Raw genomic sequence first — 19,941 nt, 5'->3', positions numbered from 1 at the left:
CGAAGGTGCGCGAAAGTGTGATGGCAAGTGGACATGGCACGCCACGCGCTGCCCGGGCTGGACTTCGTGCGTGAGGCGGCCAACCCGGGCTGCACGTGATCGCTTCGCTACGGGTTCGGGCCGGTCACCGCGGGGCGGTCGGGCTGGTTCGACCACTGCGACCACGAACCGGGGTACAGGGCGGCGTCGATGCCGGCGATGGCGAGAGCCGCGATTTCGTGAGCTGCAGTCACACCGGAGCCGCAATACACCCCGACCGGGCCTTCGGCTGCGCCCAGCTCGCGGAAGCGGGCGGCGAGCTGCTCGGGCGAGTGGAACCGGCCCTCGGCAGTGAGGTTTTCGCCCGTCGGCGCACTGACGGCACCGGGAACGTGGCCGGCGCGCGGGTCGATCGGCTCCTGCTCGCCCCGGTAGCGCTCACCGGCCCGAGCGTCGAACAGCGTGCCCTTGCCGGGCAGCGCGGCTGCCTCGTCAATGGTGAGGACAGGCAAGTGACCCGGCTTGAGGACGATGTCGCCCGGCTCGGGGTTCCGGCCGAAACCGGTTTCCAGAGGCCTGTCGCCCCAAGCGGCAAGTCCGCCGTCGAGGAGCCGGACGTCCGCGACCCCCGCCCAGCGGAGCAGCCACCAGGCGCGAGCGGCGGCCAGATTTCCGCTGTTGTCGTAGGCGACGACGGACGAGCCCTCGCGGATACCCCAGCGGCGGGCGGCGGACTGGAGAGCGTCGAGGTCCGGCAGGGGGTGACGTCCCTCGGCGGGGGACGGCGGTGCGGCCAGTTCGGTGTCGAGGTCCACGTACACCGCGCCCGGCAGATGACCGTCGAGGTAGTGGCGGTGCCCGTTCGGGTCGCCCAGTGCCCAGCGCACGTCCAGCAGGACGGGTGGGGCGGACGAGTCGAGCTGCCGCTGGAGTTCGTCGGCGCTGATCAGGACCGGCGGCCGGGGCAGGTCGAGTTCCAACGGGTCGGCCGAGCCTGGCGCTTCGCCACGGGAGGCGGCCAGCGCGAGGCGGCGCTGCACCGCGGTGTTGAACGGCGTCGGAACGCCGTGCAACCGTCCGAGCAGGACGATCTCACCGTTGAGGTAATCGCCTTCGACGGATCCGGCGCCTCGGGCAAGACTCTGCCGGGTCGAGCTTCCGGCTCGCGGACGTCCAGGGATCTCGGCCGGGTTCGCGGCGGAGGTGTCTATTTCGGACGCTTCGCGTAGATCGACCGGTTCGATCCCCGCCGCGGCCAGCACTCGACGTCCCTCGGCTCGCAGGTCCCGGTTCAACGACGCCGTGCGTTCGTCGTGTCCGAAGAGCGCGTCGACGGCGTTGCCCAGGTTGGCGAGGAGCTTGCCCGTCTTCCAGCGCAGCAGGTCGGGCACGATCTGGACACCGAAGCCGGCCGTGCGCAGGTCAGACGCGATCGTGCTGAGGCGCGGGTCGTCACCGGACGGGAACTGTCCCAGCCACAGGACGCCCGGGAGCTCGGCGCCCTGTGCGCTGACCTCGCCCGGGTCGATGTAGGACGCCGGCATCCACAGCGACGCGCCGAACACGGTGGCGAAACGGCGCAGCGCCGCGCGCTCGTTCTCGAGGCCGTTCTGCAGCATCACAACCGGCAGCTCGGCGGCGAGGCCGGAGCCGGCCGGGCGCCACGACCACTCCTGGAGGACCGCCTCGGTGTCCTGGGTCTTGGTGGCCACGACGAGGACGTCCGACGAGGCGAGTTCGACCTCCTCGGCGTTCCCGGCGACGGGCAGCCGCACGAGCTGCTCGCCGCTGGGCCGGAAGTATCGGAGCCCCTGCTCGCGGATCTTGGCGCCGTGCTCGCCGCGCGCGATGAGCACGACCGGCAGCCCGGCGAGTTGCAGCTGAGCGGCGACGGTCGAGCCGACCGCGCCCGCTCCGATGATGACGTAGCGCATGGGGCCATCGTGCCTGAGCGGAAGGCTAGTGGTCTCGGTGCTTCCGAGGGTTGGGACTCGCGCCGATCGCGTACCGACAGGCGTGGGCGCGAGACGTGAGCCGCGGGGCGCGGGGACGGGGCGCCAGGCGTGATGTGGCGGGTGCGAGGCGCTGGACGCGGGTACCGGGCGCCAGGCGCGAGGCGTGAGGGCCGAGGCGCCGCACGCCACGCATGAGGCACGAGGCGACAGGCACCAGGGCGCGAGACCCGAGGCGCTGGGCGCCAGGGCGTGAGGACCCCGCGCGCCAGGTGGGAGGTACCGGCACTAGATGCGAGGCACGAGGAACCGGTGCGAGGCGTGAGGACCAAGGCGCCGCGCACGGGTGCAAGCCCCTAGGAGCCGGGAGCCAGGGGGCGAGGACCGAGAAGCTAGGCACCAGGGCGCGAGACCCGAGGCCCCGGGCACCCGGCACGAGGCACGCGCCGGGCGCGAGACCCGCGAGCTGGGCACCAAGCATGAGGAACGCGGCGCCGGACACGAGACGTCGAACGGGGCGGAGCGGAGCGGGACGCGGCGGGACGCGGCGGGACGCGGCGGGGCGAGACGGAGCGAGGCGAGGCGAGGCGGAACGGAACAAGGCGGAACGAAGCGAGGCGGGGAGTGCTGGGCACGAGGCCTGAGGGCGACGCGCAAACGCTGGCCCCCTGCCGGGGAGGCGCAGGCCCAGCCGCGGACTCACTCACCCAGAGAAGCGCGGGCCCCACTCATCCGTGTGAACTTCGTCCTTCAAACCTGGTGCAACAAGATCGTGACCTGCGGCGCTCAACCACCACACCGCCGATCACGTCTATCCCCTCGTAGACACCAAAGCGAAAAGCTGGGGGATCGAGTGACCGTCAAGAAGATGGTGCTGGCCGCGGCGGCTGTTGCCGCCGCACTGGTGCTCACGGCCTGTGGGAACGCCGCCGAGCAGGCTGCGGACGTGCAGCAGGTCGCCGCGACCACCCCTGCCCCCACCACGAGCGCGCTGCCCGCGACCACCACTCCGGCCGCACCCGCGCCGGCCACCAGCAGCTCCACCCCTGCGCCGTCGACCAGCTCGAAGACCTCCACCTCGAAGAAGACCACCAGCACGACGACCAAGGCGAAGGCCGCCCCCGCCGGGGTGCCCTGCTCTGCCACCGTCGACGCGTGCGTGGACCTCTCGGCGAAGAAGGCGTGGCTCCTCCGCGATGGCCAGGTCGTCTACGGCCCGGTCCAGATCATGCCCGGCTCGGCCGGCAACCCGACCCCCGTCGGCACCTTCCGCGTCTCCGGGAAGGTCAAGGACTACCACAGCCGCGAGTTCGACGCCCCCATGCCGAACTCGGTCTTCTTCAAGCCCGGCATCGCCTTCCACCAGGGCAGCCTCAGCAAGTACTCGCACGGCTGCATCCACCTGTCACCCAGCGCGTCGCAGAAGTTCTTCGGCACCCTGGCGTCCGGGGACACCGTGCAGGTCGTCCGCTAGGACGCCACCTGCACGATCTCCCGCAGCTCGGCCAGCAGCTCGCCGCGGCTTCCGGCGCCCAGGCGCTGGCGCATCCGCGCCATGTGGTGCTCGACCGTCTTCGCCGAGATGAACAGGCGATCACCGATCTGCTTGTACGTGAGCCCGGCGACCACGAGCTCCGCGACCTGCCGCTCCCGCTCGCTCAGGCGCACCCCGCCCGTGTGCTCCACCGCCTCCCGGCCCGGCCGGCCCTGGAGCACACGGGCACAATCCAGCAGGGTCACCATCGCCTTCCGGTCGGACGTCCGGATCGCCGCCTGCCCGGCCAGCCGCGCGCCATCCCAGCACAGGCCCACCCCGTGCAGGTCACGCGCCGCCGTCTCGACTGCCACGGCGTCGACCTCGCCGCCCAGCACCTCCAGCCAGCACTGCGCCGCGCGGGCGATCGTCGCGAAGTACGGGCCCGCCGACGCGGCCTCCGACAACGCCGCGGCGTGCGCGGCGGCCTCCTCCGGCTGCTCCGCGATCACCGCCGCGTGCAGGCCGCTCCAGTGCAACGCGCTCGCCCACAACGGCGGATTCCCCAGCCCGGCCAGCAACTCCCGCGCCTGCCTCAGGTGGGGCGCCAGCCGGTCCCGCTCCCCCAGCCGCGCAGCCGCCACCTCGAACTCCCCAAACGGCAGGAACGTGAACAGGTCGACCGGGTGCCGGACCACCGCCTCGCGCGCCTGGATCCAGATCCGCCGCAACCCGGCCAGATCGCTCGACCGGCGCGCCAGCCCGACCCGCAACCCCACCGCGAACAACCAATCCCGCGGCGACAACTGCTCCCCCGCCGACCGCAACTGCGCGGTCGCGCCCTCCTCGTCGCCACGCAGCATCGCGATCCACGCCAGCAGCAACCGGTGCCGCGGCACCAGCACCCCCGACGACACCGCCCGCTCCAGCAACGGCTCCGCGATCGCCGCCTCACCCGAGTGCAACGCCACCAGTGCGCCCAGCGCCGCCGGGCTGTCCGGCAGCAGCACCCGGTCCGACACCGGCTCCAGCATCTCAGCCGAACGGATCAAAGTGGACAGTGCCACCGTCGGCTGGTCCGTCACCGACTCCAGGACACCACGAGCCGCCGACGACACCGCGCCCGCGAGCAGCGTCGGCGGACCGTCCACAGCGGACTTGCCGAGCAGCTTCTCCGCCTCCGCCAGCCGCCCGGAGCCGGTCAGGCCGATCACCGCGAAGCAGCGCGCCACGGCCGTGTCGGACCACTGGAACAGCTCCGCGCTGCGCGCCAGCTGGCCCCGGTGCGCCAGCGCCGCGCCCGCGACCTGCGCCCCCTCGGCCCGGTCCACCGCGTCGTCCGCGGCGATCACCTGGTCGGCCAGCTGCAGGGCCGTGTCGAAGTCCCCGGTCCGCGCGACCGCCTCCGCCCATCGGGTGCCCACCGCCGCCGTCGGCCGCCCGGCCCGCACCGCCGCCTCGTACAACCGCGCGGCCAGCGCCGGATCGCCGGCCGCCTCGCCGGCGGCCACCTCGAACGCCGTCGCGACGTCCGCCCCGGTGACGCCCGTCCCGATCAGCGGCCGGACCAGGCTCAGCACCGGCCCGCTGCGGTCGAGCTGCCGCCGGATCAGCCGCAGCCGCAACGCGATCCGCCGGTCCGCGGGCACCAGCTCACGCAGGGCGCGCGCGGCGACCGGCAGCAACCGGCCGTCCGGCCCGAGGTACCCGGTCGCGCGCACCGCTTCGACCGTCGAGGCGGGCAGCTTCAACGCGGCGAGCAGGTCCGGATCGGCCCCGGCCTCGACCGCGAGCAGGTAGCACAGCGAATCCTCACCGGCCTGGTCCAGCTCGTGCCGGAACGCCGCGACCAGCTCACCGTCGCCACCGGCCAGCAGGCGCACGAAGCCCGGCACGCCGCCGGTCTGCGCCAGCACCGTGTCGACCGCCAGCGGCCGCCCGGCCCTCGCCAGGAACGTCTCCGTGCGCAGCCGGTCGAACGGCCGCAGCACGAGCTGCCCGGTCAGACGGCCGAGCACCTGGTTCAGCGCGGACGGCCGCGGGTGCGGGCGGGCCGCGATGACCAGACCGGCCGACTCGTCGTCGAGCTGACGGGCCACTTCGGACAGTTCGGCGTCGGTGAGCAGGTGGGCGTCGTCGACCAGCCGCACGCCGGGGGCGCCGGCGAGGTGGTCGAGCACGGCGGTTTTGCCGTAACCGCCAGGGGCCATGATCGCGAGGCGGACCGGCGCGAGCTGACCGGATTTGATCGCCGCGCAGACCCGCTCGGTGGGTTCGTCCAGCAGGATCACTCGTCGTCCTCGCTTCGGGAGCCGCCGCGGCGGGAGGGCGCGAACCGGCGTCGGGGCGGTTCGAGCGGGGTCAGTACGACGGGCGGCCGCGGCGGAACGGGTTCGTCGTCGTACACGTCTTCGGGTTCCAGGTCGGGGAAGCCGGTCACCTTGGGCACGAGCGCGGTCGACTCGACCGCCGCGCCTTCCACGAGCCGCGCGACCAGCGCCGCCCCGCGTGCGACCGCGGACGCCGGCTCGGGCTCGGCGACCACCCGGCCGCCGGTCAGCCCGGTGACCAGCTCGGTGAGCAGCGGGACCGCCGCCGTGCCGCCGACCAGCAGCACGACGCTCAGCCGCTCGTACCGGCGCAGCGGTTCCAGCGTCGCGAGCAGGCTCGGCCGCGCCAGCCGGTCGAACTCCGCGCGCGTCACCCGTACGGGCCCGATCTCGGTCTCGGGCAGCGCCGACAGCCGCTCCTTCGCCTCCGCGCACACCAGCCGCAACGCCGACGGCGCCACGTCGCCGCAGCGCTCGCGGACGTGCTCGAACAGCAGGTCGTCGAGCGTCTTCCCGGCCGTCGGCTCGGCCGGTTCGGCGTGCGTGACCAGCTCGAACGTCGTGGATCCGCGGCGCAGCACGGCGAAATCGGCGTGCTCGCCGCCGATCCGGCACACCCCGACGAGCGTCTGCGGGTCGATCCGCTCACGCGCGAGGTGCCCCTCCGCTGCGGCGACCGGCGTCGGCAACAGCATCGCGGGCGGCAATCCGGCCGCGGCCAGCGCGTCCAGCAGCAGCTTGCGCCGGTAGGTGCCCCAGGACGGCGGGTGGGTGATCGCGATGCGCTCGGCAGCCTCGCCCTCGTCGGCGGCGACCTGGTCGACGACCCACCCCGCGACCGCGGCCGTGAGCGCCTCGGCCGTGTACAGCTCGTCACCGAGGAGGAACGGAACGTCGTCACCGACCCGGCGCAGGAAACCACGCGCCACCCGATCGGGTTCCACGACCGACCGCCGCACCGCCTCCCCGCCCACCGACACCGTCGCGTCCGGGGCGACGTGCACGACCGACTCGACGGCGGGCACGACCACCGGCTCCGACCAGTGTTCGCCCACGTCCCGGCACACGGCAGCGGCGATGCCGGTGCTGCCGATGTCGATGCCGAGAACGTGACGCATAGGGGTTGAATCCTCACTCACGGGGTCGCCCCTTCGTACCAAAGTCGCCCGTTGGGGTCACATCCCCTAATCCCCTAACCGCTTGCCCCGGCGACCCCGTCGAAGGTTGCGGACCGATCCCCGATGCCGTGGTAACGGAACGGTCACTAACTTCAGCCGAGGCGTCCTGCGGTGCACCCTGGACGCCTTGTCCGTTTTCACCCCCCCGAGATCCGCGGAGATATTCCTTGTCTCTCCCCGCCCAGAACCTGCACGAATTCGTGCTCACCCTGCTGAACGACGAGGCTGCCCGGTCGGCGTTCGCCGCCGACCCGACCAGCGCGCTCGCCGCCGCCGGCTTGAGCGACGTCACGCCGCAGGACATCCAGGAAGTCGCCCCGCTGGTCGCCGACTACGCGCCCGCGCCGCTGGCCGACGCCCTGTCCGCGCTGCCGCTGGACGCCGACGTGACCGACCTGCAGGGCGCCATCGCCCAGCTGCAGGCCGTCGCGGACGCGGCCGACGCGCTGCCGGTCGCGGCCCCCGAGCTGCCCCTGGACGTCCCGGCCCGCGCCGACCTGCCCGTCGACGCCCCGGCCCTGCCGGTCGACACCTCCGCGCTGCCGCTCGGCGAGGAGCTGCTGGGCGGCCCGACCGCCCAGGTGCTGCCCGAGCTGGGCGACCTGCCGGTTGAGCTGCCCGGGCTGGGCGACCTGCCGCTGGACGTCCCCGCCGTCGACAGCCTCCCGCTCGACGTCCCGGCCCGCCAGGACCTGCCGGTCAACGCGCTGCCGGTGGACCAGCTGCCGCTGGACGCGCTGCCCACGGACAGCCTGCCCACCGGCGCGCTGCCGGTGGAGCTGCCCGAGCTGGGTGACATCCCGGTCGAGCTCCCCGCGCTGAGCGACCTGCCGCTCCAGCCGCCCGCGGTCGACGGCCTCCCGCTGGACGCCCGCAACGACCTGCCGACCGAGGCGCTCACCGGCGCGGCCCCCGAGCTGGGCGAGCTGCCGGTGGGGCTGCCCGAGGTCGAGGGCCTGCAGGGCTCGCTGCCCGGGCTCCCGGTCCAGCTGCCCGCCCTGGGTGAGCTGCCCTCCCTGCCGACCGTGGGCGCCGAGCGCGCCGACGTGCCGAGCGAGCTGACCGCCCTGCCGGTCGACGGGAGCGGCCTGCCCCTCGACACGAACGCGCTGCCCCTCGACGCCGGCTCCCTGCCGGTGGGTGCCGAGGACGTCGCCGCCCTCGGCGAGGCCGTCGGCCTGACCGAGCTGCCGGAGACCGGCGACCTGCCCGTCGACCTCGACACGCTGGGCTCGCTGCCGGTGGCCGCGCCGTCGCTGGGCGACGAGCCGTTCACCGCTCCCGACCTCGACATCCCGGCGGTCGGCCGCGTCGACACCGCCAGCGCGGGTTCCGAGGACGGCTACGCCACCACCGTGTCCTACGAGGGCGAGCTGGCCGAGGGCGCCGCCGCGGCCGCCGCCGCCCAGGAGGGCGCCGGTGTCGCCGGCACCGCGGGCACCCCGGCGGGCGCCTTCATCGGCAGCGCCGCGGGCAGCACCGAGGGCTTCACCGGCGGCTTCGCCGTCGAGAACAACGAGGGTGAACTGCAGGGCGGCCTGACCGCCGGTGAGGACGCCGTCCTCGCGGGCGGCCGCACCGACTCGGCCCTCGGCACCTACACCCTCGGTGTGGACGGCACCCCCGCCGACCTGCCCGCCGACGTCCCGAGCTTCGACCAGGCGGGCGACCTCGCCGGCTCGCTCGACTCGGACGTCCTCGGCCGCGCCGAGCCGGCCGCCGGCACGATCGCCGACTACATCTCGATCGGTGGTGACCTGGTCGGTGGCGGCGTCGCGCAGAACTCGGCCACCCTCGGCGAGTACCTGACGCTGGGTGGCGCGCAGACCGGTGACCTGGTCGCCAACGCCGGTGCCCAGGCAGGCACCGCGATCTCCGACGGTGGCCACCAGGCCGCGGACCTCGCCTCCGACCTGCCCGCCGCCCCCGGCGTGCCGACCGTGCTGCCCGCCGCCGTCCCGGCCGAGATCCCGGCCGAGGCGCCCGGCGACCTGCCGGTCCACTTCGGCGCCGAGCTGCCGCAGGGCCTGCCGCACCTGCCGGTCGCGAACCCGCTGCCGGAGGTCACCGGCAACGTCGAGCACGCGCTGACCACGGACCCGGTCAAGGAGGTCGTCTCCGTGACCGACAGCCCGCTGGTCGACACGCTCGGCCCGGTCAACCACGCGCCGCTGCCCGAGGCCGCCGACCTCGACAACCTGCACGGCGACCTGCCCCTGGGGCACTGACCGGTAGCCGCAACGGCGCGGCTACCACTCACCGATGAAGCGGCGGGGTTCGTCTCAGAACGGACCCCGCCGCTTCACGTTTTGGTCACGACACGGCACACTCCTCCGCGTGCTCGCACCACCCTGGCTCGACGTACTGGACGACACCGCCCACGTCTGCGCCACCCAACGGCGCCCGGACCTGGCCGATCGCATCCGCAGACGCAGAGCCCAGCTGCTCGACGAGAAGTTGCGGGTGGTCGTGATCGGCGAGACCGGCCAGGGCAAGAGCCAGCTGGTGAACGCGCTGGTCAACGCGCCGGTGTGCGCGGTCGGCGAGGACGCCACGACCACGGTCCCGGCCGTCGTGACGCACGCCGAGAAGCCGACAGCGGCCGTCGTCACGGCCGGTCCGCGGGCCATCGAAGGCCCGGCGCGGCAGCCGGTGCCGGTGGAGGCGGTGACCGGCCAGGCGAATCGGGAAGCGGTCGCTGTGAGCGGTCCACCGGTCGTCCGGGCCGAGGTGGGCCTGCCCCGCGCGCTGCTGGCCGGCGGGCTGGCGCTGGTCGACACGCCGCCGCGAGCGGCGATCGAGACGGTCGACTCGGCGGACGCCGTGCTGATGGCCACCGACGCGACGAGCGAGCTGTCGGCGTCGGAGATCCAGCTGCTCGAGCAGGTCGTCCGGCTGTGCCCGACGGTGCTCGTGGTGCTCACCAAGATCGACCTGGTGCCCGGTTGGCGGACGGTCGCGCAGCGCAACCGCAACCGGCTGGACCAGCGCGGGCTGATGGCGTCGCTGATCCCGGTTTCCGCCGCGCTGCGGCTGGCCGCGGCCCGCACCGGCGACCAGGCCCTGAACGCCGAGTCCGGGTTCGGCGAGCTGGTCAAGTGCCTGCACCAGGACCTGCCCGGCCAGGCGGACCTGCTGGCCCGGCGCTCGGTCGCCGCCCTGAGCACGACCACCGTCGAGGCGCTGCAGAACGAACTGACCGACGAGTTCGCCGCGACGCAGCAGCCGGACAACGGCGACGCGGTCGCGCGGTGGCACGCCGCCGGGCGGCGGCTGGAGAAGCTGCAACGGGACGCGAACCGCTGGCAGACGCTGCTGTCCGACGAGGTGTCCGACCTGATCTCGGACGTCGAGTTCGACCTGCGTGACCGGACGCGCAAGATCCTGGTCGAGGTCGACGAGTACTTCGAAACCGCCGACCCGGCGAAGACGTGGCCCGAGTTCGAGGAGTGGCTGCGGGAGAACCTGACCACGGTCGCGGAGACGAACTCGGAGTGGCTGCTCGACCGGTTCGAGTGGATCGCCCGCAAGATCGCGCGGCAGGTCGCGCCGCACCGCGAGGACGCGCTGCCCGACTCGCTGCCGCGCGAGGTGCCCGGTGACGCGGTCGGCGACCTGCGGATGCCGCGGGTCGAGCGGTTCAGCGTGGGGCAGAAGCTGTTCGTCGGGATGCGCGGGTCCTACAGCGGTCTGCTGATGTTCGGCCTCGCGACCACGATCGCGGGCCTGCCGCTGATCAACCCGATTTCGCTCGGCGCGGGTGCGGCCTTCGGCGCGAAGAGCGTCTTCGAGGAGCGCGGCAACCGGCTCAAGCGGCGCCAGCACGCCGCGAAGACCGCCGCGCACCGGTACGTCGACGACTTCTTCCTGCGCTACGGCAAGCACAGCAAGGACACCGCGCGGCAGATCCACCGCGCGCTGCGCGACCGGCTGAACGGCGTCGCCGACGAGCTGCGCGGCGAGATCACCGCGACCGCGAAGACGTTCAAGCAGGCCATCGACGACGACACGACCCGCCGCACGGTCCGGGCGAACGAGATCCGCCGGATGATGGAGGAGCTGAACGTGCTGCGCCGCCGCGCCCAGGCCCTGGCCACCCCGGCGCAGCTGCCCGCCCAGCGGGGGATCACCGCGTGAGCCTGGCCGCGAGGACGCACGCGGTCCTGCAGGAGGCCCTCGACGTCTACCAGGACAGCCCGCGGGCGACGAGCTGGCTGCAGCGCCAGCTCACCCGGTTCGACGACCCGCTGCGGCTGGCGGTGGTCGGGCCGCGTGGATCGGGCCGGTCGACGCTGCTCGCCGCGCTGGCCGGGGAGCAGCCGCAGGGCGAGATGACCTGGTTCCGCACCTCGCCGGGGCGGTCGCAGGACGAGCTGATGCTGATGGACACGCCGGCGATCGACGGCGGCGCGGCGCCCAGCACGATCGAGGGAATCTGCATGGACGCCGACGCGGTCCTCTACCTCGTGCGGCGCCCGTCCGGAGCCGATCTGTCCTTTCTGCACACGCTGCAGGACCACCCGGTCGCACGAGCGGCGGCCGTCAACGCGCTGATCGTGTTGTCGCGGGCGGACGAACTCGGCGGCGGCCGGGTGGACGCCGTGATCTCGGCCCGGCAGGTCGCGCGCCGGTACCGGGTCGCGCCGGAGGTCGCCGGGCTGTGCCAGGACGTCGTGCCGGTGGCCGGCTTGCCCGCGCTGGCGGCGCGCACGTTGACCGAGCCGGAGTTCGCGGTACTGCGCACGCTCGCCACCGTGCCGCGGGAGGAGCTGGAGCCGCGGCTGCTGTCGGCGGACCGGTTCGCGGCCGCGGAGTTCCCGGCGCCGGTGGCCGCGTCCGACCGCGCCGCGCTGCTCGCGCGGTTCGGGATCTTCGGCGTGCGGCTGGCGATGACGTTGATCCGCCGTGGCGCGGACACGTTGCCTGCGCTGGCCGGTCAGCTCGTGCCGCGCAGCGGCCTGGCCGACCTGCGTGAGGCGATCGACGGGTACTTCGTGGCGCGGCGGGACGTGCTCAAGGCGCGGTCGGCGTTGATCGGGCTGGAAGTGGTGCTGCGCATAGAACCGCGCCCCGCCACGGCCGGGCTGGCCGCCGAACTGGAGCGGTTGCTGGCGGGCGCCCACGATTTCCGGGAGCTGCGGCTGGTGGCCGCGCTGCAAACCGGACGGACGTCTTTTTCGGCGGAGCTGAAAGCGGAAGCCCTGCGATTGCTCGGCGCCGGCGGAACTTCACGAGCCGCGCGGCTCGGGCCGGACCAGGTGTTGCCCGCGGTGCGCCGGTGGCGGGACCAGGCGGAGAACCCGGAGCTGAGCGCCGGGGAGCGTCGCGCCGCGGCAGTCGTGTTGCGCAGCTGCGAAGCGATGGCGAACGGGACGATCTGAGGCCGTTCGTCACGAGGCTGTGGGCTCGCCTGGTTGACGAGCCCGGCCGGTTCAGTCGTCGTTGGAGTCGGCGGGCTTGAGGTAGGCGGTTCCGCCGGTGGGCATGCGGCGGAAGAAATCCACTCGCGTGATCGGCTGACCGTAAGGCTGACGGCCGAGGCCCGGATTCGGGGAAACAACCCCACTTTCCGGTCGAGGGGCCATTGTTTCGCCGGGCCGGTTTTCGTGTCTCCGGCGAGGGTCCCACTGGACTGACATCAGTTTCCTTCCGACGCAAATGTTCCGTCCGAAGAGGACAGTACTCCTCCGCGCGGAGCGGCACGAACCAAGGTCGCTTCCACCAGCGCGCCGAGCACGGTCGCACGTTCGGCACCGATTTCCGACAGGGACTTCCCCGCCGGGGCCTGGCTAAGCTCGACGGCAAGATCAGCCGCTTCCCCGTCGAGCCAATGCAATTCCGGTGGGTCGCCGGGACGGCCGGCGAGCACCCGGCCGGTGGCCTCCATCCGGGCGAGCCGCAGCAGCGGATCCAGCGCGTAGTGGCCGGACAGCACCGGACGGGTGACCGGAGACAGTTGTCCGGGTCCAGTCTCATCACACATCAAGGTGCGCAGGAGCCACCTGGCGTCGAATTCCAGCGCGTCGTCCTCGCCGAGCAGCCAGCGGCCGATTTCGGTGGCGCGCTCACGAGCGCGGGACAGCAGGGAATCCGGGCCGAGCCGGGACATTTCCCCTTGCCGCTCCACGTCCTGGGCGAACTGGGCGAGGCAGGTGTAGGCGTGGAACGCGGCGAGGACCTGCTCCACCGGCCACGCGGCCGACGACCAGGAGGGCCGGAAGACCCGGCCCTCCGCCGCATCGGCGCCGAGGAAGTTCCGCGTGATGGCGAAGTCGAACAGCTTGACGTGCGCGCCCTCGTGGATGATCGCCTCGGCGACCTCGTAGGGCGACGACGGCCGGTCGATCAGGACCAGCCCGGGGAAGAGCCGCGACGACGCGGAGATCAGGCCGCCGGAGGTCGCCGGATCGAGGACCACCAGCAGGCCGACGTGCGCGAGCAGGTCGTCGGCCAGCGCCGGGCTGACCTCGCGGACCTTGCGCAGACCGGCCGCGACCGTGGCCAGTGCCTCGTCGTCGCCGGTCAGCAGCCGCGGCGGGCGGCGACCGGGCAGGCTTTGCGTCTGGATCACCCGCATCGCCTCGGCGAGGCGGTCGTTCGCATCAGCGCCGGTGGCCACCCGGATCGAGACCGGGCCGGCGGGCAGTTCGGTCGTGATCGGACCGAGGTCGTCGTCGGCGTCCACGTAGGGCAGACGACCGGCCAGAGCCTCCCCGATCCGGAAGCGGAACAGGGGGTTGTCGAGTTGGGCGTCCGGAACCGGCTCGTGGCCGGGAGCCAGCAGATCGAGCCCCAGCCGGTACAGCGCGCGGCGCTCCTCGATCACCGCGTGGGCGGGCGCCAGCGCCGCGTGCACGGTGGTGGCATCCGGCCAGGCAGGTCTGGAGTACATCCGAGCGCCGGCTTCTTCCGCTAGGAGGGAACAGCCATGGACCGCGCGAGAGTACAACCAGGCGGTCTGGCCCCCACACACCGGGGGCGGCTGTCAGACAACAGACGGAGCCACCCCCTTGTCGTCCGCGCTTACGCGCCTGTTCCGAGGAACGACACGAGCTGCGCGAACCCCAGCACAGCCAGAACGAAACCCGCCGTCAGGGTCATCACGATGACAGTCCGCCATCCGATGATGGTCACCCCGAGAGCTACCAAGAAAATCACAGCGAACAGAGATTCCGAGTTCACAGCGAACACCTCCTCACTGGCCAGGTGGCGGCGCGGCTGGTGGCCTGCCCGCTCACCTTCGACGGCAGTTGTATGATCGCCGCGCTGTCGGTTGTCTGTCAAGTGACGACGCTTGACAGACAACTTGCGTCTGGCATCAGTTTGGCCTTATGGTCTTCGGAAGCTCGGGAACCCAAGAGCTCGCGAGAGGTTGACGATGGATGACGAGAGCTGGGCTCTCTCACCGAACACGCGCAAGCCGCTGCCCGAACTGATCGAGGACAAGATCAGGTCGCTGATCCGCAGCGGCAAGTTCAAGGCGGGCGACCGGCTGCCCACCGAACCGGAACTGGCGCAGCGGATGGCGGTGGCCCGCAGCTCGCTGCGCACCGCGCTGCAGCGGCTCCAGCTCCAGGGCGTGGTCGAGGTCATGCGGGGCCGTGGCTGGTACGTCCGGTCAACCGACGTATCCGAGCACGACGAGCCGCTGGTGTTCGACCGGCGCGTCAGCGACGCGGACCTGATGGAGGTCCGGATCGCGCTGGAGGCGACCGCGGCGAGCCTGGCCGCGACCCGCGCGACGCAGGGCGAGCTGGACGACATCGCGAAGCTGGCGAAGCTGCACCAGTCCGCGTCCATCGACGACAAGGACGAACTGCTGCAGACCGACGAGGACTTCCACTCGGCGGTGGTGCGGGCCAGCCACAACGAACTGCTGGACCAGCTGTACCGGTCGCTGGTACCGCAGCTCCGGGGTTACCGCCGCAACAGCTACGGCAGCTCCGAGGTGCACGTCCGCTCGGCGAACGACCACAACCAGGTCACGTGGTTCCTCAAGCGCCGCGACGAGGGCGGCGCCCGCGCGGCGATGGCCACGCACCTGCTCGGCCTGTACAGCGATCTGGTCGCGCAGACCGGCACCCCGCCCGGCGAGCGGGCCACGCTCACGACGTACGCGCTGGAGGACGAGCCACGCTGGCACCGGGAGTGAATTAAGCCTATCGGCCGCTTTCGCCGTCACGGCCTCTCCGTCGATCATGGTTACTTCGAACCGGGCGGAGAGGCTGTGACAGCTGGGGAGAAACAGCGGCCTGGTGCTGATACGCGCCCGAAACCACGCCCGCCCGTCCTTCGTCTCGCGTTCGTCCTGGTCCTCGCCGGCGTCGCCGCGCTGCTCACGGTCGTGTCCTGGCATGCGGCGCCCGGGTGGCCGACGGCCCTGCACGACGTCTTGGAGGCGGTGTTCCCGCTGATCGTCGTGGCGGGCGCGGCGATCGGCGGGTACGAGCTGTTCGTGCACCCGTGGCTGGTGACCGAGATGGCGCGGATCTCCGGCCCGCGGATCGTCGAGGCGCTGCTCCCCCAGCAGGTCATGGAGACCTTCCTGCACTCGATCTACGGCGACAACGAGGCCAACCGCGACGTCGTCACGGGCGTGCTGGGCGGCGAGGGGCTGCGCCCGCTCGGCGGGGACCTGACGATCAGCACCCACACCGGCGTGACGTTCGAGCTGAGCGCGGTGGACCATGAGATCTACCACCTGACGACCGCGGTGACCTACAGCTTCAAGAAGAACGTGCACGTCGACCGGTTCATCATCTTCGCGACGTGCAACGCGCTGCTGCGGGACTCCATCAGCGCCGGCTGCCAGCTGCCGCTGTTCGAGCTGTGGTTCGTGCCGGACAGCTCGCTGTTCGAAAGTTCGGTGGACGACATGCTGCCGTCCGTACGACTGCGGATCGAGTACCTCGACGGCGAGGGCAGGCACCACGTGGCGTCGTCGAGCAAGCTGGAACTGCGCGAGGTGAAGTACCAGCAGTGGGCCGACTACCTGACGTTCTTCCGCACCAACATGGGCCCGCTCCCCCGCCAGAACACCCTCGACCACCTCGCCGACCTGCGCATCTTCGAGTGCGACCTGTCCGACATCGCCGGCGACGACCACACGGTGGCCGCGATCGAGCGCCTGTCGATGCGGGCGACCGCACTGCAACGCATCGACGACGGCTACTGCTACTGGCAGGCGCCGTACCCGTGCTACGTCGAGCGGATCTCCATGTCCGCCAAGGAGCTGGACATCGAGGGCGGGGACGCGTTCGAATTCCGGGTGGTGCCGTTCACGTTCCGCTCGAACACGGCGTCGGCGCGGTGGCTGAAGCCGGAGGAGCTGAGCGATCTGGACGTGCGGTCCTGGCTGCTGCCCGGGCACGGAGTGGCGCTGCTCTGGCGACCGGCGAAATGAGACCAGGGCGCATGCCGCGGCACCGGTCGAACATGCCCGCCGCGGCAAACGCCCTGGTCACAGACGCGGAAGCGGAGGGATTTGAACCCCCGGTCGGTTGCCCGACGCTCGCTTTCAAGGCGAGTGCATTCGGCCGCTCTGCCACGCTTCCCTTGGGCTCAGGGTAGCGGCTCAGCTGCCCAGGCCTTCGAGGTGTTCGTCGACCCGGGAGAAGACCCTGGCGAGCACCGACTGCTCCTCCGGGGTCATCAAATCGATCAGGTGGGCCCGCACGCCCTCCACGTGCGTTGGCGCCGCCTCCTTCAGCAGCGCCTCGCCGCCGGGGGTCAGTTCCGCCACCACGCCCCGCTTGTCTTCCGGGTCCGGGGCGCGGCGCGCCAGGCCAGCGACCTCCATGCGGGCTATCTGGTGCGACAGCCGGCTCTTCGTGGACCCCATCGTGGTCGCCAGCTCGGACATCCGCATCCGCCGATCCGGCGCCATCTCCAGGCACACCAGCACCTCGTAGTCGGTCAGGGACACGTCGTGCGCGGCGGCCAGCTCCCGGTGCAACCGCTGGCGGAGCCGCAGCGTGGCGACGATGTACGCGCGCCACGCCGACATCTCCGGCTCGCTCAGCCAGCGGACTTCACCCATGCCCGGAACATTAGCGCCGGACCGCGATTACCAACCAACGAGGGACGGCGCGCCGGTTGAGGATTCGCGCGCACAGGCGCATGCTTGGGGACAACGGTGGATCGGTCACCGGACCGGGGACGCACTACCCGGGTGTGGCCCGTCGGGCCGTCCACCGGGAGAGGGTCAGGTGGTTCAATGACGAGAAGTTCCTCGCGGTTGACTACCGGATGCAGCTGTGGACCCACAGCCGGGATGCGGTGAACCCAGTCCGGCTGTGACTGTGAGCAGCACGGGTTTCCATCTCGATGCGCCTCGACCATCGCTTGCGCACAACGGCGAACTCGAGCCTGCTTCAGTGCGGTCTCCGTGTCCGCACAGCAGAGTTCCTCGCCGGCCCGCGACGTGGTCAGCCGCTGATTACAATTGACAACCTCGGTAATCCTGGGTGCGGACTCGCGAGTCCGCACCCAGGCTTTTGTGAGGGAGTACGCGGTGAGGTTTGACGAAGGCGCCGGGCTGGACACGTCCGAGGTCGACGACCTCCGCGGCGGCGGTGGGGGCATCGGGAGCCGGGTGGCGCTCGGCGGCGGCGGGCTCGGCATCGTCGGCGTGATCATCTACTTCGTGCTCTCCCAGATCGGCGGGGTCAGCCCGAGCGGCGCGGGCAGCCTCGGCGAACTCGGCGCCGGTCAGCAGGTCAGCAACGGCTCGCTGGCGCAGGAGTGCCGCACCGGCGCGGACGCCAACGCCAACCACGACTGCGCGATCGTCGCCATCGTCAACTCCATCCAGGACTACTGGAGCGACCAGTTCGCCCGCTCCGGCCGCACCTACCGCACCGCGCAGACGAACTTCTTCAGCGGCGGCGTGCGCACCGGCTGCGGCAGCGCCACCTCCGACGTCGGGCCGTTCTACTGCCCCGCCGACTCCGAGGTCTACATCGACCTGTCCTTCTACCAGGAGCTGCGCACCCGCTTCGGCGCGGAGGGCGGCACGTTCGCCGAGGCATACGTGCTCGCGCACGAGTACGGCCACCACGTGCAGAACCTGCTCGGCACGTCCCGGCGCGTCGGCAACGAGACGGGGCCGACCTCGGGTTCCGTGCGGCTCGAACTGCAGGCCGACTGCTACGCCGGCGTGTGGGCCAACCACGCGACGACCACGCCGTCGTCGACCGGGCGGCCGCTGATCACCGAGGTCACCCAGGACGACATCGACCGCGCACTGGACACCGCGTCCCGCATCGGCGACGACTACATCCAGTCCAACCTCGGCGGCGGCCACGTCGACGAGTCCCAGTACACGCACGGCACGTCCGCCCAGCGGGAACGGTGGTTCACCACCGGCTTCCAGACCGGGAACCCCGCCCGGTGCGACACCTTCGGGACCAACAACCTGGGCTAACGCGCCACGGCCGCTGCGCTCCGCCCAGCGAACGGCCGGGCGGAGCGCACTCGTCAGGCCGCGGCCAGCGCCCTCGCCTGAGCGGCGGGAGCGCGATGCGGCTTCACCGCCGCCTTGCCGGGCGCGACCCCGTTGACCGACTCCGTGCTCAGCGCGAACGTGCCCAGCGTCCAGGCGATCGCGTCCGCGTTGCGGTCCAGCGCCACCCGGTCGACGTTGCCGAGGTTGTCGCACGCCTGGTGGTAGCACGGGTCGAACGCGACGCCGGCCTGGCCGCCCCACTTCGCGGCCTGCTCCGGGGTTTTCGCGTCCTCCGCGCCCGTGAACAGCCCGCCCGCGGGGATGCCCACCGCGATGAACTCGCCGTAGTCCGAGCGGCCGTCGAAGTCCGTGCCCTCCGTCGGCACACCGCGCGCGTTCAGGTACCCGGTCAGCTCGGCCTCGATCTGCGCCGAGCCGTACGGGCCGGGGCCCGCGCCCTCCCCGTCGGAATCGTCGCCGTCGTAAGCGAAGTACGCCGCGTTCGGCGAGCCGATCATGTCGAAGTTCAGGTACAGCGCGATGTCCAGCTGCTGCTCGAAACTCAGCGAATCCACGTAGTGCGTCGAGCCGACCAGGCCGAACTCCTCGGCGCTCCACCACGCGAACCGCACCGCGTTCTCCACCTTCGGCTTTCCGCCCAGCTGCAACGCGATCTCCAGCAGCGCCGCCGAACCCGTGCCGTTGTCGTTGATGCCCGGGCCCTCCGGCACGCTGTCCAGGTGCGCGCCTGCCATCACGACGTTGTCCTTGCGGCCGGTCTTCGTTTCGGCGATCACGTTGAAGGACGTGCGCGGCTCCTGGAACTCACGCAGGTCCAGCGTGACCGTGGCGCCGTTCTGGCCGGACAGCGCCTGCCCGTCGGCCTGCGAGATGCCGCCCGTCGGGATCCGCGCGGCCGCCGGGTCGCCCAGGGTGCCGTTGAGCGGGCCGGCCTCGTTGTTGTAGATGATCGCCGCGACCGCGCCCGCATCCGCGGCGGCCGCCTGCTTCTGCGCGAACGTGCACCCGCCGCGCGAGACCAGGACGATGCGGCCGGCCACTCCGGTGTAGTCCGTGACCTCGCAACCGGGCGTGGCGTCGACCAGCACCACGGCCAGCGGGGCGGTGATCCCGCCCGCCGGCGTGGACGCCGTGTACGTCATGACGGTGATCGGCACGTCGGCGCCGCCGACCGTCAGCTTCTCCTCGATCGTCTCGGTGAAGATGAACGGGAACTCCTGCCGCGTCACCGAATACCCGGCGGCTTCGAGCTTGCCCGCTATGTACTCGGCGGAGGCGGCGTGCCCGTCGGTGCCTGCGGCACGGTTGCCGTCGTTGCGGTCGGCGATGCGCTGCAACGCGATCAGGTGCCGGTTGATGGAGCCCACATCGGTCTTCTTGACGAGCTGGCCGGGTAACTGGGTGGGGGCTGCGATCGCGGCCGGGGTGACGGCCGTCGCGAGCGCGGCGGTCAGCACCAGGGCGGCAAAGGATCTCTTTGGCCGAAGTGACATGGGCAGTCACTTTTGTCCCGATTCGCGTGGAGGTCAATCGTGCATTCGGCGTACCCCGGCAATAGGGT

At 72.0% G+C, this 19,941-nt stretch carries 14 protein-coding genes and 1 tRNA gene; 7 read left to right on the top strand and 8 right to left on the bottom strand.

Annotated features, from left to right (window positions below):
* Positions 1-107: 107 nt before the first annotated feature.
* Positions 108-1,913 (bottom strand): rhodanese-like domain-containing protein, encoded by a 1,806-nt coding sequence (locus tag AMETH_RS41960; protein WP_017986228.1) that lies wholly within the window; start codon positions 1,911-1,913, stop codon positions 108-110.
* Positions 1,914-2,784: 871 nt separating this feature from the next.
* Between AMETH_RS41960 and AMETH_RS39550 the strand changes: the two genes are divergently transcribed.
* The gene (locus AMETH_RS39550) at positions 2,785-3,405 is read left to right on the top strand and encodes a L,D-transpeptidase (RefSeq protein WP_017986227.1); all 621 of its coding nucleotides are present in this window, start codon (positions 2,785-2,787) and stop codon (positions 3,403-3,405) included.
* On the opposite strand, the gene AMETH_RS01340 is transcribed toward AMETH_RS39550, so the two are convergent.
* Together AMETH_RS01340 and AMETH_RS01335 are read right to left on the bottom strand one after the other, a co-directional pair.
* Positions 3,402-5,696, bottom strand: coding sequence for a helix-turn-helix transcriptional regulator (locus tag AMETH_RS01340; protein ID WP_017986226.1), 2,295 nt, complete (start codon positions 5,694-5,696; stop codon positions 3,402-3,404). The genes AMETH_RS39550 and AMETH_RS01340 overlap by 4 nt on opposite strands.
* The gene (locus tag AMETH_RS01335) at positions 5,693-6,853 is read right to left on the bottom strand and encodes an Hsp70 family protein (protein ID WP_017986225.1); all 1,161 of its coding nucleotides are present in this window, start codon (positions 6,851-6,853) and stop codon (positions 5,693-5,695) included. Before AMETH_RS01335 ends, AMETH_RS01340 begins: the two co-directional genes overlap by 4 nt.
* A gap of 227 nt (positions 6,854-7,080) precedes the next feature.
* Between AMETH_RS01335 and AMETH_RS01330 the strand changes: the two genes are divergently transcribed.
* The 3 genes from AMETH_RS01330 (at position 7,081) to AMETH_RS01320 (ending at position 12,294) form a co-directional block, all read left to right on the top strand.
* A complete protein-coding gene (locus tag AMETH_RS01330) occupies positions 7,081-9,141 on the top strand; it encodes an IniB N-terminal domain-containing protein (protein ID WP_017986224.1) in 2,061 nt (686 codons plus the stop codon).
* Between the two features lie 109 nt (positions 9,142-9,250).
* The gene (locus AMETH_RS01325; RefSeq protein WP_017986223.1) at positions 9,251-11,050 is read left to right on the top strand and encodes a dynamin family protein; all 1,800 of its coding nucleotides are present in this window, start codon (positions 9,251-9,253) and stop codon (positions 11,048-11,050) included.
* Positions 11,047-12,294: a P-loop NTPase family protein gene (locus AMETH_RS01320; RefSeq protein ID WP_017986222.1), complete on the top strand. Its 1,248-nt coding sequence runs from the start codon at positions 11,047-11,049 to the stop codon at positions 12,292-12,294. The genes AMETH_RS01325 and AMETH_RS01320 overlap by 4 nt, the downstream gene beginning before the upstream one ends.
* Before the next feature lie 257 nt (positions 12,295-12,551).
* Here the strand turns inward: AMETH_RS01320 and AMETH_RS01315 are convergent, their stop codons facing one another.
* Positions 12,552-13,805, bottom strand: a complete 1,254-nt coding sequence (locus tag AMETH_RS01315; RefSeq protein ID WP_223843028.1) for an aKG-HExxH-type peptide beta-hydroxylase — start codon at positions 13,803-13,805, stop codon at positions 12,552-12,554.
* Between the two features lie 131 nt (positions 13,806-13,936).
* A complete protein-coding gene (locus tag AMETH_RS37650; protein WP_156131588.1) occupies positions 13,937-14,197 on the bottom strand; it encodes a hypothetical protein in 261 nt (86 codons plus the stop codon).
* Positions 14,198-14,291: 94 nt separating this feature from the next.
* On the opposite strand from AMETH_RS37650, the gene AMETH_RS01310 reads away from it, so the two are divergent.
* Together AMETH_RS01310 and AMETH_RS01305 are read left to right on the top strand one after the other, a co-directional pair.
* On the top strand, positions 14,292-15,065 hold the full coding sequence (locus tag AMETH_RS01310) for a FadR/GntR family transcriptional regulator (RefSeq protein ID WP_017986219.1): 774 nt from the start codon (positions 14,292-14,294) through the stop codon (positions 15,063-15,065).
* A 75-nt stretch (positions 15,066-15,140) separates the two neighbouring features.
* Positions 15,141-16,316, top strand: a complete 1,176-nt coding sequence (locus tag AMETH_RS01305) for a hypothetical protein (protein WP_223843027.1) — start codon at positions 15,141-15,143, stop codon at positions 16,314-16,316.
* A 66-nt stretch (positions 16,317-16,382) separates the two neighbouring features.
* Here AMETH_RS01305 and AMETH_RS01300 read toward each other — a convergent pair.
* Positions 16,383-16,467 (bottom strand) — tRNA-Ser (locus AMETH_RS01300).
* Between the two features lie 20 nt (positions 16,468-16,487).
* Positions 16,488-16,952 (bottom strand): MarR family winged helix-turn-helix transcriptional regulator, encoded by a 465-nt coding sequence (locus tag AMETH_RS01295; protein WP_017986217.1) that lies wholly within the window; start codon positions 16,950-16,952, stop codon positions 16,488-16,490.
* Positions 16,953-17,426: 474 nt separating this feature from the next.
* Between AMETH_RS01295 and ypfJ the strand changes: the two genes are divergently transcribed.
* Positions 17,427-18,338, top strand: coding sequence for a KPN_02809 family neutral zinc metallopeptidase (gene ypfJ / locus AMETH_RS01290; RefSeq protein WP_017986215.1), 912 nt, complete (start codon positions 17,427-17,429; stop codon positions 18,336-18,338).
* A gap of 53 nt (positions 18,339-18,391) precedes the next feature.
* On the opposite strand, the gene AMETH_RS01285 is transcribed toward ypfJ, so the two are convergent.
* Positions 18,392-19,873 carry a M28 family metallopeptidase gene (locus AMETH_RS01285; RefSeq protein ID WP_038531797.1) on the bottom strand — a complete coding sequence of 494 codons (1,482 nt, stop codon included), beginning with the start codon at positions 19,871-19,873 and terminating at the stop codon, positions 18,392-18,394.
* Positions 19,874-19,941 lie beyond the last annotated feature (68 nt).

Source organism: Amycolatopsis methanolica 239 (genome assembly GCF_000739085.1).
Lineage (GTDB): Bacteria > Actinomycetota > Actinomycetes > Mycobacteriales > Pseudonocardiaceae > Amycolatopsis_E > Amycolatopsis_E methanolica.
Note: the sequence above shows the minus strand (reverse complement) of the source record. Positions and strands in the feature narration are given on the sequence as shown.